This is a genomic window from Streptomyces sp. NPDC036813 (genome assembly GCF_055609245.1).
Genome location: NZ_JBVJPV010000011.1, coordinates 169,625 through 183,380 on the forward strand (window position 1 = coordinate 169,625; position 13,756 = coordinate 183,380).

General features: G+C 71.3%; 12 protein-coding genes and 1 riboswitch. Of the genes, 4 read left to right on the top strand and 8 right to left on the bottom strand.

Annotation, left to right across the window (positions count from 1 at the left end):
* Positions 1-537: 537 nt before the first annotated feature.
* The 5 genes from ACZ67Q_RS23305 to thrC form a co-directional block, all read right to left on the bottom strand.
* Positions 538-1,665 (bottom strand): NADH:flavin oxidoreductase, encoded by a 1,128-nt coding sequence (locus tag ACZ67Q_RS23305; RefSeq protein ID WP_471185214.1) that lies wholly within the window; start codon positions 1,663-1,665, stop codon positions 538-540.
* A 214-nt stretch (positions 1,666-1,879) separates the two neighbouring features.
* Positions 1,880-3,502 carry a chaperonin GroEL gene (groL, locus tag ACZ67Q_RS23310; protein WP_361631511.1) on the bottom strand — a complete coding sequence of 541 codons (1,623 nt, stop codon included), beginning with the start codon at positions 3,500-3,502 and terminating at the stop codon, positions 1,880-1,882.
* A 316-nt stretch (positions 3,503-3,818) separates the two neighbouring features.
* On the bottom strand, positions 3,819-4,022 hold the full coding sequence (locus ACZ67Q_RS23315) for a cold-shock protein (protein WP_004986573.1): 204 nt from the start codon (positions 4,020-4,022) through the stop codon (positions 3,819-3,821).
* 408 nt (positions 4,023-4,430) lie between these two features.
* Entirely contained in the window at positions 4,431-4,709 is a 279-nt protein-coding gene (locus ACZ67Q_RS23320; RefSeq protein WP_363263563.1) for a MoaD/ThiS family protein, read from the bottom strand.
* Positions 4,706-5,983 carry a threonine synthase gene (thrC, locus tag ACZ67Q_RS23325; RefSeq protein WP_471185218.1) on the bottom strand — a complete coding sequence of 426 codons (1,278 nt, stop codon included), beginning with the start codon at positions 5,981-5,983 and terminating at the stop codon, positions 4,706-4,708. Before thrC ends, ACZ67Q_RS23320 begins: the two co-directional genes overlap by 4 nt.
* A gap of 18 nt (positions 5,984-6,001) precedes the next feature.
* Positions 6,002-6,143, bottom strand: a riboswitch (SAM riboswitch).
* 167 nt (positions 6,144-6,310) lie between these two features.
* Here thrC and ACZ67Q_RS23330 point away from each other — a divergent pair.
* Entirely contained in the window at positions 6,311-7,255 is a 945-nt protein-coding gene (locus ACZ67Q_RS23330) for a glucosyl-3-phosphoglycerate synthase (protein WP_471185220.1), read from the top strand.
* Positions 7,256-7,486: 231 nt separating this feature from the next.
* On the top strand, positions 7,487-8,884 hold the full coding sequence (locus ACZ67Q_RS23335) for an alpha,alpha-trehalose-phosphate synthase (UDP-forming) (RefSeq protein WP_471185222.1): 1,398 nt from the start codon (positions 7,487-7,489) through the stop codon (positions 8,882-8,884).
* 10 nt (positions 8,885-8,894) lie between these two features.
* Here ACZ67Q_RS23335 and otsB read toward each other — a convergent pair whose 3' ends face one another.
* The 3 genes from otsB to ACZ67Q_RS23350 form a co-directional block, all read right to left on the bottom strand.
* Positions 8,895-9,758: a trehalose-phosphatase gene (gene otsB, locus ACZ67Q_RS23340; RefSeq protein WP_471185225.1), complete on the bottom strand. Its 864-nt coding sequence runs from the start codon at positions 9,756-9,758 to the stop codon at positions 8,895-8,897.
* Between the two features lie 51 nt (positions 9,759-9,809).
* A complete protein-coding gene (locus ACZ67Q_RS23345) occupies positions 9,810-10,043 on the bottom strand; it encodes a DUF3263 domain-containing protein (RefSeq protein WP_471185227.1) in 234 nt (77 codons plus the stop codon).
* A 73-nt stretch (positions 10,044-10,116) separates the two neighbouring features.
* A complete protein-coding gene (locus tag ACZ67Q_RS23350; RefSeq protein ID WP_471185230.1) occupies positions 10,117-11,385 on the bottom strand; it encodes an ABC transporter substrate-binding protein in 1,269 nt (422 codons plus the stop codon).
* A gap of 134 nt (positions 11,386-11,519) precedes the next feature.
* On the opposite strand from ACZ67Q_RS23350, the gene ACZ67Q_RS23355 reads away from it, so the two are divergent.
* A complete protein-coding gene (locus tag ACZ67Q_RS23355) occupies positions 11,520-12,461 on the top strand; it encodes an ROK family protein (RefSeq protein ID WP_471185232.1) in 942 nt (313 codons plus the stop codon).
* Entirely contained in the window at positions 12,461-13,696 is a 1,236-nt protein-coding gene (gene nagA, locus ACZ67Q_RS23360) for an N-acetylglucosamine-6-phosphate deacetylase (RefSeq protein ID WP_471185234.1), read from the top strand. Before ACZ67Q_RS23355 ends, nagA begins: the two co-directional genes overlap by 1 nt.
* Positions 13,697-13,756: the final 60 nt, after the last annotated feature.

Genomic DNA, 13,756 nt, shown 5'->3' on the forward strand with positions numbered 1-13,756 from the left:
GGTTCGCCCCGGCCGGCTCCCCGGCGGCGCGGCGAGGCCGTGAAGCGGTGCGGCGGCGACCCGTCGGTTTGGCCAAGCCCGGCTCCCCGGCGGGCTGGCCCCCGCCCGGCGGTTCGCCGACCCCGGCTCCCCGCCCCCGCCGTCGGGGCGGCCGTGCGGCGGTGCGGCGGTTGGGCAAGGCCGCGAGGCGGCGCGGCGGCGACCCGTCGGTTCGCCCCGGCCGGCTCCCCGGCGGCGCGGCGAGGCCGTGAAGCGGTGCGGCGGCGACCCGTCGGTTTGGCCAAGCCCGGCTCCCCGGCGGGCTCGCCCCCGCCCGGCGGTTCCGCCGACCCCGACTCCCCGCCCCCGCCCGTCGGGGCGGCCATGCGGCGGTGCGGCAGCGCGGCGGTGTGGGATGAACGGCGTGGGCGGGACGGCGAGTAGGGCCGGGGCCGTGTCGGTCGCGCGGCCGGAGTCGTCTCCGGACACGCGTCGGCCGGGGTGGCTCCGGATACCCGGACACCCCGGCCGTCGTCCGGCGCGAACGCGCCGTACCGCTCAGCTCAGCGTCTTCAGCGCCGCCGCGTCGTACGGCTTCAGCTCGTCGAAGCGGCCGGCCAGCACCTTCGCCGCCCACTCGGGGTCCTGGAGCAGGGCCCGGCCGATGGCGACCAGGTCGAACTCGTCGGCCTCCAGGCGGTCCAGGAGGTTGTCGATGTTCTTGACCGGCGAGCCCTCGCCCTGGAAGGCCTGGAGGAAGTCGCCGTCGAGGCCCACCGAGCCGACGGTGATGACGGGCTTGCCGGTCAGCTTCTTGGTCCAGCCGGCCAGGTTGAGGTCGGAACCGTCGAACTCCGGCAGCCAGTAGCGGCGGGTGGAGGCGTGGAAGGCGTCGACACCGGCGGCGGCCAGCGGCGTCAGGATCGCCTCCAGCTCCTCGGGGGTCTCGGCGAGACGGGCGGTGTAGTCCTGCTGCTTCCACTGCGAGTAGCGGAAGAGGACCGGGAACTCCGGCGACACCTTCTCGCGGACGGCCGCGACGATCTCCGCCGCGAACCTGACGCGGGACACCGGGTCGCCGCCGTAGGCGTCGGTGCGGCGGTTGGTGCCCTCCCACAGGAACTGGTCGACGAGGTAGCCGTGGGCGCCGTGGATCTCCACGCCGTCGAAACCGATGCGCTCGGCGTCGGCCGCGGCCTGGGCGAACGCGGCGACGACGTCGTCCAGGTCCGTTTGCGTCATGGCCTTGCCGGTGGGCTCGGCACCGGCGGTGACGAGGCCGGAGGGGCCCATGGCCGGGGCGTCCGGGAAGGGCGGGTCGCCCTGCTTGCGGACCATGCCGATGTGCCACAGCTGCGGCACGATCGTGCCGCCGCCGGCGTGCACGGCCTCGGCGACCTTCGCCCACCCGGCCAGCTGCTCCTCACCGTGGAACCGCGGCACCCGGTCGCTCTGCCCCGCCGACTCGTGTCCGACGTACGTCCCCTCGGTGACGATCAGACCGACACCGGCGGCGGCGCGGCGGGCGTAGTACGACACCACGTCCTCACCGGGGATGCCGCCCGGCGAGAACATCCGGGTCATCGGCGCCATCGCGATGCGGTTCGGGACGGTCAGACCGTTGATCGTCGTCGGACGGGAGAGCAGGGCGGCCGCGCGGGCGGCGGCGGGCTCGGCGAGGGTCATGGGGAGGCTCCTCTGGTGACCGGTTGGTATGTGCGCGCGCATTGTTGCACTCACTGAAGCAACCATGTGCGGCCCACCCCTCATTCCGGCGACCGGGCCCGGCATATGTGACCCCGGACACGCCCGAGGGCGGCACCCCCAGCCGGAAGCTGGGGGTGCCGCCCTCGGAGTGGCCTTCGCGAAGACCGGACAAGGACAGGTGATCCGAGAAGGATCAGAAGTCCATGTCACCGCCCGGCATGCCGCCGCCGGCCGGGGCCGCGGCCTTCTCCGGCTTGTCGGCGATGACGGCCTCGGTGGTGAGGAACAGCGCGGCGATCGATGCGGCGTTCTGCAGCGCGGAGCGCGTCACCTTGGCCGGGTCGATGATGCCCTCGGCGACCAGGTCGACGTACTCGCCGGTCGCGGCGTTCAGGCCGTGACCCGGGGTCAGGTTGCGCACCTTCTCCACCACGACGCCGCCCTCGAGGCCGGCGTTGACCGCGATCTGCTTCAGCGGGGCCTCGAGCGCGAGCTTCACGGCCTGGGCGCCGGTCGCCTCGTCACCGTCGAGCTCGAGCTTGTCGAAGACGTGGGTGGTCTGCAGCAGGGCCACGCCACCACCGGCGACGATGCCCTCCTCGACGGCCGCCTTGGCGTTGCGGACGGCGTCCTCGATGCGGTGCTTGCGCTCCTTGAGCTCCACCTCGGTGGCGGCACCGGCCTTGATGACCGCGACACCGCCGGCGAGCTTCGCCAGGCGCTCCTGCAGCTTCTCGCGGTCGTAGTCGGAGTCGCTGTTCTCGATCTCGGCGCGGATCTGGTTCACGCGGCCCGCGACCTGGTCCGAGGAGCCGGCACCGTCGACGATGGTGGTCTCGTCCTTGGTGATGACGACCTTGCGGGCGCGGCCCAGGAGGTCCAGGGTCGCGTTCTCCAGCTTGAGGCCGACCTCCTCGGAGATGACCTCGCCGCCCGTGAGGATGGCGATGTCGCCGAGCATGGCCTTGCGGCGGTCGCCGAAGCCCGGGGCCTTGACGGCGACGGACTTGAAGGTGCCGCGGATCTTGTTGACGACCAGGGTCGACAGGGCCTCGCCCTCGACGTCCTCGGCGATGATCAGCAGCGGCTTGCCCGACTGCATGACCTTCTCCAGCAGCGGGAGCAGGTCCTTGACCGAGGAGATCTTGGAGTTGGCGATGAGGATGTACGGGTCCTCGAGCACCGCCTCCATGCGCTCCATGTCGGTCGCGAAGTAGGCGGAGATGTAGCCCTTGTCGAAGCGCATGCCCTCGGTGAGCTCGAGCTCCAGGCCGAAGGTGTTGCTCTCCTCGACGGTGATGACGCCTTCCTTGCCGACCTTGTCCATCGCCTCGGCGATCAGCTCGCCGATCTGGGTGTCGGCGGCGGAGATGGAGGCCGTGGAGGCGATCTGCTCCTTGGTCTCGACGTCCTTCGCCTGCTCCAGCAGGGCGGCGGAGACGGCCTCGACGGCCTTCTCGATACCGCGCTTCAGAGCCATCGGGTTGGCGCCGGCGGCGACGTTGCGCAGGCCTTCCTTGACCAGGGCCTGGGCGAGCACGGTCGCGGTGGTCGTACCGTCACCGGCGACGTCGTCCGTCTTCTTGGCGACTTCCTTGACCAGCTCGGCGCCGATCTTCTCGTACGGGTCCTCGAGCTCGATCTCCTTGGCGATGGACACACCATCGTTGGTGATCGTGGGCGCGCCCCACTTCTTCTCGAGGACGACGTTGCGGCCCTTGGGGCCGAGCGTCACCTTCACGGCGTCCGCGAGCTGGTTCATGCCGCGCTCGAGGCCGCGCCGCGCCTCCTCGTCGAACGCGATGATCTTGGCCATGTGAAGTGGTCCCTCCAGGACTGGGGGTGATTACTTCGGACCGCGCCCGCGCCCGCGACGGACGACCAAGACCCGCGGGTTCCTTGCCCCGCCCGGCCCCGGCCTCACCGACCCGGTCCTTACGTTGTCACTCTCACCTTCAGAGTGCTAACGCAATGATTAGCACTCGGCATGGTCGAGTGCAAGCGCCTGACGGGGTCCGGGCGGTGGATCAGCCGCCCGCGAACACGCCCCCGGCGCCGTCCGGACGTGCCCGGGCACGCGGAAGGGCCCGCACCCTGTGCGAGGTGCGGGCCCTTCGTGCGTGAATGAACGTTCAGGCGGTGACGCGAACCATGTCGGCCTGCGGACCCTTCTGGCCCTGCGAGATCTCGAACTCGACCCGCTGGCCCTCTTCCAGGGTGCGGTAGCCGTCCATCTGGATGGCGCTGTAGTGGACGAAGACGTCCGCACCACCGTCGACCGCGATGAAGCCGTAGCCCTTCTCCGCGTTGAACCACTTGACGGTGCCCTGAGCCATGCCTAACTCCCCTATTACTGGCCCTTGCACAGATCCACACTTCGCGGATCCGGGTCAGACCTCGCCCCCCGATGGAAGGGGGCGTGCGCCGGAACGCGTCGACCGCGGCTGAATGTATCTGTCCAACTGCCGTCTGCAACAGGTCAATCGGACGAGAATTCTGGACGAGCCCGGTCCGAAATCTCGCGAGAATTCACCTGAATTCCGAGCAAGTCGGGCCACACAAAGGGGGCAAAAAAGACAAAAGACCCGCGTACTTTGGCTACTTCTTGTCGCCCGTGCAGCAGGTTCATGAGATCGCGCCCCCGTCGATTCCGGGGCGCGTTCCCCAACTCTACCGCGCCTAATCACATGGAATTGCCCCCTCCGTTTCTCTCACGGAGGGGGCAATGCGATGAACTCTGTGTGTCAGCAGCCGCCGGCGACCGCCGGAATGATCGACACGCCCGCGCCGTCCGGGGTGGCCGTCTCCAGACCCTGCTCGAACCGCACGTCGTCGTCGTTGACGTACACGTTGACGAAGCGGCGCAGCTTGCCCTGGTCGTCCAGCACCCGCGCGGCGATCCCGGTGTGGTTCTTCTCCAGGTCCGCGATGACCTCGGCGAGGGTCGCCCCGTCGGCGGGAACCTCGGCCTGGCCACCGGTGTAGGTGCGCAGGATGGTGGGGATGCGAACGGTCACGCTCATGCGAGGCCAGCCTCTCGGAAGGAGTCCAGGTTCGGGCGGATGGTGGCGGTCAGGCCGGTGCCGGCCACCGCGTCCAGGGTCTTCAGGCCGTCACCGGTGTTCAGGACGACCGTCGTCTTCGTCGGGTCGAGGACACCGTTCTCGATCAGCTTGCGGGTCACACCCACGGTCACCCCGCCGGCGGTCTCCGCGAAGATGCCCTCCGTGCGGGCCAGCAGCTTGATCGCGTCGACGACCTGCTCGTCGGTGACGTCCTCCACCGCGCCGCCCGTGCGGCGCGCGATGTCCAGGACGTACGGGCCGTCGGCCGGGTTGCCGATCGCCAGCGACTTGGCGATGGTGTTCGGCTTCTGCGGGCGCACCACGTCGTGCCCGGCCTTGAAGGCCGTGGACACCGGCGAGCAGCCCTCGGCCTGCGCACCGAAGATCTTGTACGGCTTGTCCTCGACCAGGCCGAGCTTGATCAGCTCCTGCAGGCCCTTGTCGACCTTGGTGAGCTGCGAGCCGGAGGCGATCGGGATGACGAGCTGGTCGGGCAGCTGCCAGCCGAGCTGCTCGCAGATCTCGTACGCCAGGGTCTTGGAGCCCTCGGCGTAGTACGGCCGCAGGTTGACGTTGACGAAGCCCCAGCCCTCGCCGGCCGGGTCGCCGATCAGCTCGGAGCAGAAGCGGTTCACGTCGTCGTAGTTGCCCTCGATGCCGACGAGGTCGCCGCCGTAGATCGCGGCCATGACGATCTTGCCCTGCTCCAGGTCGTGCGGGATGAACACGCAGGAGCGGAAGCCGGCCCGTGCGGCGGCGGCGCCGACGGCGCCGGCCAGGTTGCCGGTGGAGGAGCAGGACAGGGTGGTGAAGCCGAAGGCGCGCGCCGCCTCCAGGGCCTGCGCGACGACGCGGTCCTTGAAGGAGTGGGTCGGGTTGCCGGAGTCGTCCTTGACGTACAGACCGCCGGTCACGCCGAGCTCGGCGGCGAGGTGGTCGGCCTTGACGAGCTTGGTCCAGCCCGGGTTGATGTTCGGCTTGTCGGCCACGTCCGCGGGGACGGGCAGCAGTGGTGCGTAGCGCCAGATGTTCGCGGGTCCCGCCTCGATGCGCTTGCGGAGTTCCTCGGTGTCGTAGGCCGAGAAGTCATAGGCGATCTCGAGCGGGCCGAAACATTCCTCGCACGCGAAGACCGGGCCCAGCGGGACGCGGTGACCGCATTCGCGGCAGCTCAGGGCCGCGGCGGGACCGAGGTCGACGGTGGAGGTGCTGGTAACTGTCTGCGCAGCCATGTGAGGCGAGGCCCTTTCTCCTCATCTTCCTCACGACGCATCTCGCCGTGAGACGGAATTGGCACCTTCCCCGGCCGGGAGCCTCGCCTGAACGAGTCCGGAGTCAGGGTGGTTGCCGGGGCTTCACCGGGCCGTGTCCCTCTGCCCCTCTGGATGAGCGGTATTCGGTTGTGAACGCGGCCGACCCCCGACATGCGATGGTCATCAGCGTTGTTCAAGACTGTAACCGAAGGCCAGGACAGTTGAGATAGTCGTCCGAACCGCGAGATGGATCACCCTTCACCCGGTGCGAGCCGGTGTGATCACGACAGTGAGGAGCCGCAGACCGTGCTTGAAGAAGTCGAGCGCTGGCTGACCACCCGCTCCTGGTCCGTGACCGATCGACCGCTGCACCAGGTCCTGGCCGCCAAGCGCGCCACGGGGCAGACGGTCTCCGTCGTGCTGCCCGCCCTCAACGAGGAGGAGACGGTCGGCGACATCGTCGCGATCGTCCGGCACGACCTCATGCAGCAGGTCCCGCTGGTCGACGAGGTGGTCGTGGTCGACTCGGGCTCCACCGACCGTACCGCCGAGGTGGCCGCGGCGGCGGGCGCCCGGGTCGTCCACCGCGACGAGATCCTGCCGCGCATACCCGCCGTCCCCGGCAAGGGCGAGGTGCTGTGGCGCTCCCTGCTGGTCACGAGCGGCGACATCGTCTGTTTCGTGGACGCGGATCTGAAGGAGTTCTCCTCCGACTTCGTCACGGGCATCGTCGGCCCGCTCCTCACCGACCCCGAGGTGCAGCTGGTCAAGGCGATGTACGACCGCCCGCTGGCCGGCGCCGCGGGCCAGGGCGGGCGGGTCACCGAACTGATGGCCCGCCCGCTGCTGAACATGCACTGGCCGCAGCTGGCCGGCTTCGTCCAGCCGCTCGGCGGCGAGTACGCGGCCCGCCGCTCCCTGCTGGAACAGCTGCCCTTCCCCGTCGGCTACGGCGTGGAGCTGGGCATGCTGGTCGACGCGCTGCACCTGGTCGGTCTTGACGCCCTGGCCCAGGTCGACGTCGGTGTGCGCATCCACCGCCACCAGGACGGCCAGGCCCTCGGCCGGATGGCCGCGGCGATCTACCGCACCGCCCAGCTCCGGCTGGCCCGCGGCCACCTGATCCGGCCGGCCCTGACCCAGTTCGAGCGGGGCGAGGACGGCTTCGAGCCGCGCACGTACTCCGTGGACACGGAGGAACGCCCCCCGATGATGGAGATCGCCGAGTACGCGGCGCGGAAGGTGGCGTGAGGCGCACGCCCCCGGCGGACGGCGAGGCGGCGGACGCCCCCGGCGGACGGCGAGGCGGCGGATGCCCTCGGCGGACGGCGGTGCGACGGTCAGCCGGCCCGGCCGCCGGACCGGCGCTGTCAGGATCTTCACCAGCGGTCGCGCAGGGGCCGCGTGAGCTCATGGTGTACGACCGGCCACCGGATCCGGCCATACGTTTGAGTTTTTCCGGGGCGGGCTAGGTTGAGGCGTATGGCTTCCACGCACGTTGCTGATCAGAGGGCTCGAGTGCTGGTCGCGTCCAACCGCGGCCCGGTGTCGTACTCGGTGGGCGACGACGGCTCGCTCGCCGCCAAGCGGGGCGGTGGCGGGCTGGTGTCCGGGCTGTCGGCCATCGGACCGGAGGCGGGCGCGCTGTGGGTGTGCTCCGCGCTGTCCGACGGCGACCGCGAGGCGGTGCGGCGCGGGGTGGGCGAGCAGGGCGTGCGGATGCTGGACATCCCGGCCGAGGTGCACGCCGACGCCTACAACGGCATCGCCAACTCGGTGCTGTGGTTCGTGCACCACATGCTCTACCAGACGCCCCTGGAGCCCGTCTTCGACGCGGAGTTCCGCAGGCAGTGGGCGTCGTACGAGACGTACAACCGGGCGTTCGCCGAGGCGCTGGCCGAGGAGGCCGCCGAGGGCGCCGTGGTGATCGTGCAGGACTACCACCTGACCCTGGTCCCGGGGATGCTCCGCGAGCTGCGCCCCGACCTGCGCATCGGGCACTTCTCGCACACGCCGTGGGCGCCGCCGGAGTACTTCCGGATGCTGCCGGACGACATCGCGCGCCAGGTGCTCGACGGGATGCTGGGCGCGGACCGGCTCGGCTTCCTCACCCAGCGCTGGGCGGACGCCTTCACGGCGTGCTGCGAGCAGTTCGCGGGCGGGCTCGGTACCACCCGGATCGGGGTGCACGGGCTCGGCGCGGACGCCGACTTCCTGCGCGAGCGGGCACACCGGACGGACGTGGGCGAGCGGATGGCGGCGCTGCGGGAGCAGATCGGCGCCGGCCGCAAGGCGATCGTCCGGGTGGACCGCACCGAACTGTCGAAGAACATCGTGCGCGGCCTGCTGGCGTACCGGCAACTGCTGGAGGACCACCCCGAGTGGCGCGAGCGGGTCGTGCACGTGGCGTTCGCCTACCCGTCCCGGCAGGACCTCGCCGTCTACCGGGACTACACGGCCGAGGTGCAGCGGGTGGCCGAGGAGATCAACGCCGACTACGGCACGGACGGCTGGACGCCGGTCGTGCTGCACGTCGAGGACGACTTCGCGCGCTCGCTCGCGGCGTACCGGCTCGCGGACGTGGCGCTGGTCAACCCGATCCGGGACGGCATGAACCTGGTCGCCAAGGAGGTGCCGCTGGTCTCCGACGAGGGGTGCGCGCTGGTGCTGTCGCGGGAGGCCGGGGCGTTCGAGGAGCTGGGCGAGGACGCGATCGCGGTCAATCCGTACGACGTGACCGGTACGGCGGCCGCCCTGCACGAGGCGTTGAGCATGCCGGCGGGAGAGCGCGGCGAGCGGGCCAAGCGGCTGGCGGCAGCGGCGACCGCGCTGCCGCCCGCCAAATGGTTCCTGGAGCAGCTGGAGGCGTTGCAGGGGTGACCCCGCGCGGCTACGCGGGCCGGGTCACCCGGTCCGCCAGCGCCGACAGCAGGCGTACGACTCCCTCCGGGCCGTCGACCACCACGTCCGCCCGCTTCGACAGCTCCGTGACCTCCGCGCTGCCGCTGCACACCAGCAGGCCCGGGACGCCCTCGGCGCGCAGGGCGTCGACGGCCGCGAAGGCGGGCAGGTCGCCCAGGTCGTCGCCGGCGTAGACGACGGACCCGGCGCCCACCGCGCGGACGTACTCCGTCAGTGCCACCCCCTTGTCGACGCCGGGCGGGCGCAGCTCCAGGACCAGGCGGCCGGGTTCGACGATCAGCCCGTGCCGCGCCGCCAGGTCCGCCAGCGGCTCGCGCAGCGCCTCGAACGCGGCCTGCGGATCCTCGGCGCGGCGGGTGTGCACGGCGACCGCGCGGCCCTTCTCCTCGATCCACGTGCCCCGCCAGGCGCCGACCGAGTCCAGCAGCCCGGGCAGCTCGGCGCGCACCGCCGCGACGCCCGGATGGGGCGGCGGGGCGGTCAGCTCACCGGTGGCGGCCTCCCAGCGTTCGGCGCCGTAGTGGCCGAGGACGACGAGGCGCTCCAGGCCGGGCACGCCCGCGAAACCGCCGTGCCGTACGGCGACCCCCGCGGGTCGGCCGGTGACCACCGCGATCGAGGCGACCTCGGGGGCGAGTCGGGCGAGGGCCGGTACCGCGTCCGGGTGGGCGCGGGCCTGTTCGGGGTCGGCGACGATGGGGGCGAGGGTGCCGTCGAAGTCGAGGCCGATCACCGCCCCGCCGGGGCGGGCGAGGACTGCGTCGAGGCCCTCGCGGCCCTGCGCGGTCACCGGTTCGGGAAGGTCCGGGGGTTGCGTGTCATGGCTGCCCATACCGCGAACCTATCCCCGGACGGCCCCCGCCGAACCTGGAGACCGGTGTCGTCACCGCTCGGCGCGGCGGGCTTCCCGTATCCGTCTGAGCCTGTTCACCGTCACCGGGTCGTGGGCGAGGGCGCGGGTGTCGTCCAGCAGGGCGTTGAGCAGCTGGTAGTAGCGGACGGGGGCGAGGCCCAGCTCCTCACGGATGGCGCGCTCCTTCGCGCCGGGGCCGGGAAAGCCCCGGCGCTCCAGCGCGAGGATCGCCTGTTCGCGCGCCCCGAGCCGATCCTGATCCATGCCCGAAACGGTACCGCCGGCCACTGACAACGCCGCCGGCCGCGGCTGGGCCACGGGCGACGGCCCCGGACGCCTACGGCTGCGCGCTGTCCGCCGCGACCGCCGCCGACTGGATCTGCCCGAGGACGGACACGGCGCTGCCCGTGGGGTCGACGGTCTGCCCGATCCGCTTCTTGATGTCGGCGCTGACCAAAGCCCAGGACGTCTTGCCGACCGGGTACAGCTCGCTGAGCGGCAGCTGCTCCAGGAACGGCTGGATGTCCTTGTCCTGCCCGGAGCCGTTCATCGCCGCGGAGGCGGAGGTGGTGACGGGCAGCAGGTCGTAGGTGCGGGAGAGGTCGAGGACGTTCTTCTCGCTGTAGACGAAGTCGAGGAAGTCGCGGATCTGCTCGCGGTGGCCGTTCTTCTTGAACGCCATCATCCAGTCGGCCACGCCCATCACCGACCGGCTGGGGCCGTTCACGCCCGGCATGGTGACCATGCCGAACTTCACGCCCTTCTTCGCGGCCATCTGCATCAGTGAGGGATGCCCGTTGAGCATGCCGACCTCGCCGTTGGCGAAGGCGGTGAAGGCGTCGGCGCGGTTGAGTTCACCGGGTGCGACGGGCCCGGTGAGGTCCTTGCCGACCAGTTCGTTCTTCAGCCAGGTGAAGGTCTGCACGTTCTGCGAGGAGTCGATGCCGTAGGTGCCGACGGTGTCGACGTAGCCGCCACCGCCGCTGAGCAGCCACTGCATGGTCTCGGCCTGCGCCTCCTCCGGCCCGAGCGGCAGCGCGTAGGGGTACTTCACGCCCTTGTCCTTGAGCACCGCTGCGTCGGCGGCCAGCTCGGCCCACGTCTTGGGCGGGTCGATGTGCGCCTTGTCGAAGAGGGTCTTGTTGTAGAAGAGCAGCCGGGTGGAGGCGGCGAACGGCATGCCGTACTGCACCCCGTGCACCTGTCCCGCCGACACCAACTGGGAGACGAAGTCGGCCTGGGTGGAGATGGAGAGCACGTCGTCGGCCCGGTACAGCTCGTCCTTGGCCGCGTAGTCGGCGTAGGCGCCGATCTGGGCCAGGTCGGGCGCCTGTCCGGCGTCGGTCATCTCCTTGACCTTGCGGTCGACGTCGTTCCACGAGTACACGCTGACGTCGATCTTCACGCCGGGGTGCTGCTTCTCGTAGTCCTTGACGAGGCCGTCCCAGTAGTGCCGGGAGCTGTTGGAGTCGTTGTCGCCGTAGTCGGCGGCGACCAGCTTCAGGGTCACGTCACCGGAGCCGCCGGTGACGCCGCAGCCGGTGAGCACCGCTGCCATTCCCAGCGCGGAGATCCCCGCGATCGTCGTCGTCCTTCGCCGCTGCACCGCTCCGGCTCCCCCACCCTCGCAGACGTCTGACCCGTCGGAGACGTCTGAACCACTTTCCGATTAACGGATTAAGGTCTACACCATGCGAGTGGACTAGACCTCTCGCGGGTGGTGGGGCCACACTGTCCCCCGTGAGACATGTCATCGCCCTCGACGTGGGCGGCACCGGGATGAAGGCCGCCCTGGTCGGGGCGGACGGCGAACTGCTCCACCAGGCACGCCGGCCCACGGGCCGCGAGCACGGGCCGGACGCGGTCGTCGAGCACATCCTCGGCTTCGCCGCCGACCTGCGCGCCCACGGCGAGGCACACCTCGGCGAGCCCGCCGCCGCGGCCGGTGTCGTCGTCCCCGGCATCGTCGACGAACAGCACGGCATCGCCGCCTACGCCGCCAACCTCGGCTGGCGCGACCTGCCCCTGCGCGACCTGCTCGCGAAGCGGCTCGGCGCGCCGGTCGCCCTGGGCCACGACGTGCGGGCCGGCGGACTCGCCGAGGGGCGCCTCGGCGCGGGCCGGGGCGCCGACCGCTACCTGTTCGTGCCGCTGGGCACCGGGATCGCCGGCGCGATCGGCATCGGCGGCCGGGTCGAGGCGGGCGCGCACGGCTTCGCGGGCGAGATCGGCCACATCGTCGTACGCCCAGGGGGCACCCCCTGCCCCTGCGGGCAGCGCGGCTGCCTGGAACGGTTCGCGTCCGCGTCGGCGGTCAGCCAGGCGTGGGCCGCGGCCTGCGGCGACCCGCAAGCCGACGCAGCGGACTGCGCCAAGGCCGTCGCGTCCGGCGACCCGAACGCCGTCCGCGTCTGGCAGGAGGCGGTCGACGCCCTCGCCGACGGCCTGGTCACCGCGCTCACCCTGCTGGACCCGCGCACCCTGATCATCGGTGGCGGCCTGGCCGAGGCGGGGGAAACCTTGTTCACACCACTGCGGGACGCCGTCGCGCAGCGGGTCACCTTCCAGAAACTGCCGGAGATCGTCCCGGCCGCCCTGGGCGACACGGCCGGATGCCTGGGCGCAGGCCTCCTGGCCTGGGACCTCCTCGACACCACGAACGGCAAGGAGGAAACGCCGTAATGGCAACCGACCCAGGGGCGCGGGACAGCGCCCATGTGCGGCTCGGCCGCGGGGCGCGAGAAACCACGACGACGCCGCACCCCACCACGGCCGGCACCCCCGTGGTGCTGACCGGCGCAACGGTCGTCCTCCCCACAGGCACCGTCCCGGACGGCCAGGTGGTGATCGACGGCAGCCGCATCACCGGTACGGCACCCGTGAACGCCCAGGTCATCGACGTAAGCAACCACTACGTGGTCCCCGGCTTCGTCGACCTGCACAACCACGGCGGCGGCGGAGCCTCCTTCACCTCCGGCACCGTCGAGGACGTCCTCAAGGGCATCCACACCCACCGCCTGCACGGCACCACCACCCTCGTCGCCTCCACCGTCACCGGCGACATGGACTTCCTGACGCACCGCGCCGGGCTGCTGAGCGAGCTGGCCGAGCAGGGCGACATCGCCGGGATCCACTTCGAGGGGCCGTTCATCTCGCCCTGCCGCAAGGGCGCGCACTCCGAGGAACTGCTGCGCGACCCGGAGCCCGCCGAGGTGCGCAAGCTGATCGACGCGGCGCGCGGGCACGCGAAGATGGTCACCCTCGCCACCGAGCTGCCGGGCGGCGTCGACTCCGTACGGCTGCTCGCCGAGCACGGCGTGATCGCGGCGATCGGGCACACGGACGCCACCTACGAGCAGACCCTCGAGGCGATCGACGCGGGCGCGACGGTCGCCACGCACCTGTTCAACGCGATGCCGCCGATCGGCCACCGCGCCCCCGGGCCCATCACGGCGCTGCTGGAGGACGAGCGGATCACGGTCGAGCTGATCGACGACGGGGTCCATCTGCACCCGGCGGCCCTGCAACTGGCGTTCCATCACGCGGGCGCGGACCGGGTCGCGTTCATCACGGACGCGATGGACGCGGCCGGCTTCGGCGACGGCCGCTACATGCTCGGACCGCTGGAGGTGGAGGTCGCCGACGGTGTGGCGCGGCTGGTGGAGGGCGGCTCGATCGCGGGCTCCACGCTCACCCTGGACCGTGCGTTCAAGCGGGCGGTGACGGTGGACCGGCTGCCGGTGGAGGACGTGGTGAGGGCGCTGTCGGCCAACCCTGCGCGACTGCTCGGACTGGACGACCGCGTCGGCTCGCTCGAGCCGGGCAAGGACGCGGACCTGGTCCTGCTGGACGAGCACTTCGACCTGAAGGGCGTGATGCGCCGCGGCGAGTGGGTGGTTGGCCCCCAACTGGCCTGATCCGTCCGCTCGTACGGGGACGGTGGCCGGTCCCGGGGCTGGGCCGACCGCCGTCTCTTT

What these genes read in the sequence shown, in the direction of transcription:
- ACZ67Q_RS23305 (WP_471185214.1), bottom strand. Translation starts at nt 1,665, where the DNA reads ATGACCCTCGCCGAGCCCGCCGCCGCCCGCGCGGCCGCCCTGCTCTCC.
- ACZ67Q_RS23320 (WP_363263563.1), bottom strand. Translation starts at nt 4,709, where the DNA reads ATGAGCGTGACCGTTCGCATCCCCACCATCCTGCGCACCTACACCGGT.
- ACZ67Q_RS23335 (WP_471185222.1), top strand. Translation starts at nt 7,487, where the DNA reads ATGGCTTCCACGCACGTTGCTGATCAGAGGGCTCGAGTGCTGGTCGCG.
- groL (WP_361631511.1), bottom strand. Translation starts at nt 3,502, where the DNA reads ATGGCCAAGATCATCGCGTTCGACGAGGAGGCGCGGCGCGGCCTCGAG.
- ACZ67Q_RS23315 (WP_004986573.1), bottom strand. Translation starts at nt 4,022, where the DNA reads ATGGCTCAGGGCACCGTCAAGTGGTTCAACGCGGAGAAGGGCTACGGC.
- otsB (WP_471185225.1), bottom strand. Translation starts at nt 9,758, where the DNA reads ATGGGCAGCCATGACACGCAACCCCCGGACCTTCCCGAACCGGTGACC.
- ACZ67Q_RS23345 (WP_471185227.1), bottom strand. Translation starts at nt 10,043, where the DNA reads ATGGATCAGGATCGGCTCGGGGCGCGCGAACAGGCGATCCTCGCGCTG.
- nagA (WP_471185234.1), top strand. Translation starts at nt 12,461, where the DNA reads ATGGCAACCGACCCAGGGGCGCGGGACAGCGCCCATGTGCGGCTCGGC.
- thrC (WP_471185218.1), bottom strand. Translation starts at nt 5,983, where the DNA reads ATGGCTGCGCAGACAGTTACCAGCACCTCCACCGTCGACCTCGGTCCC.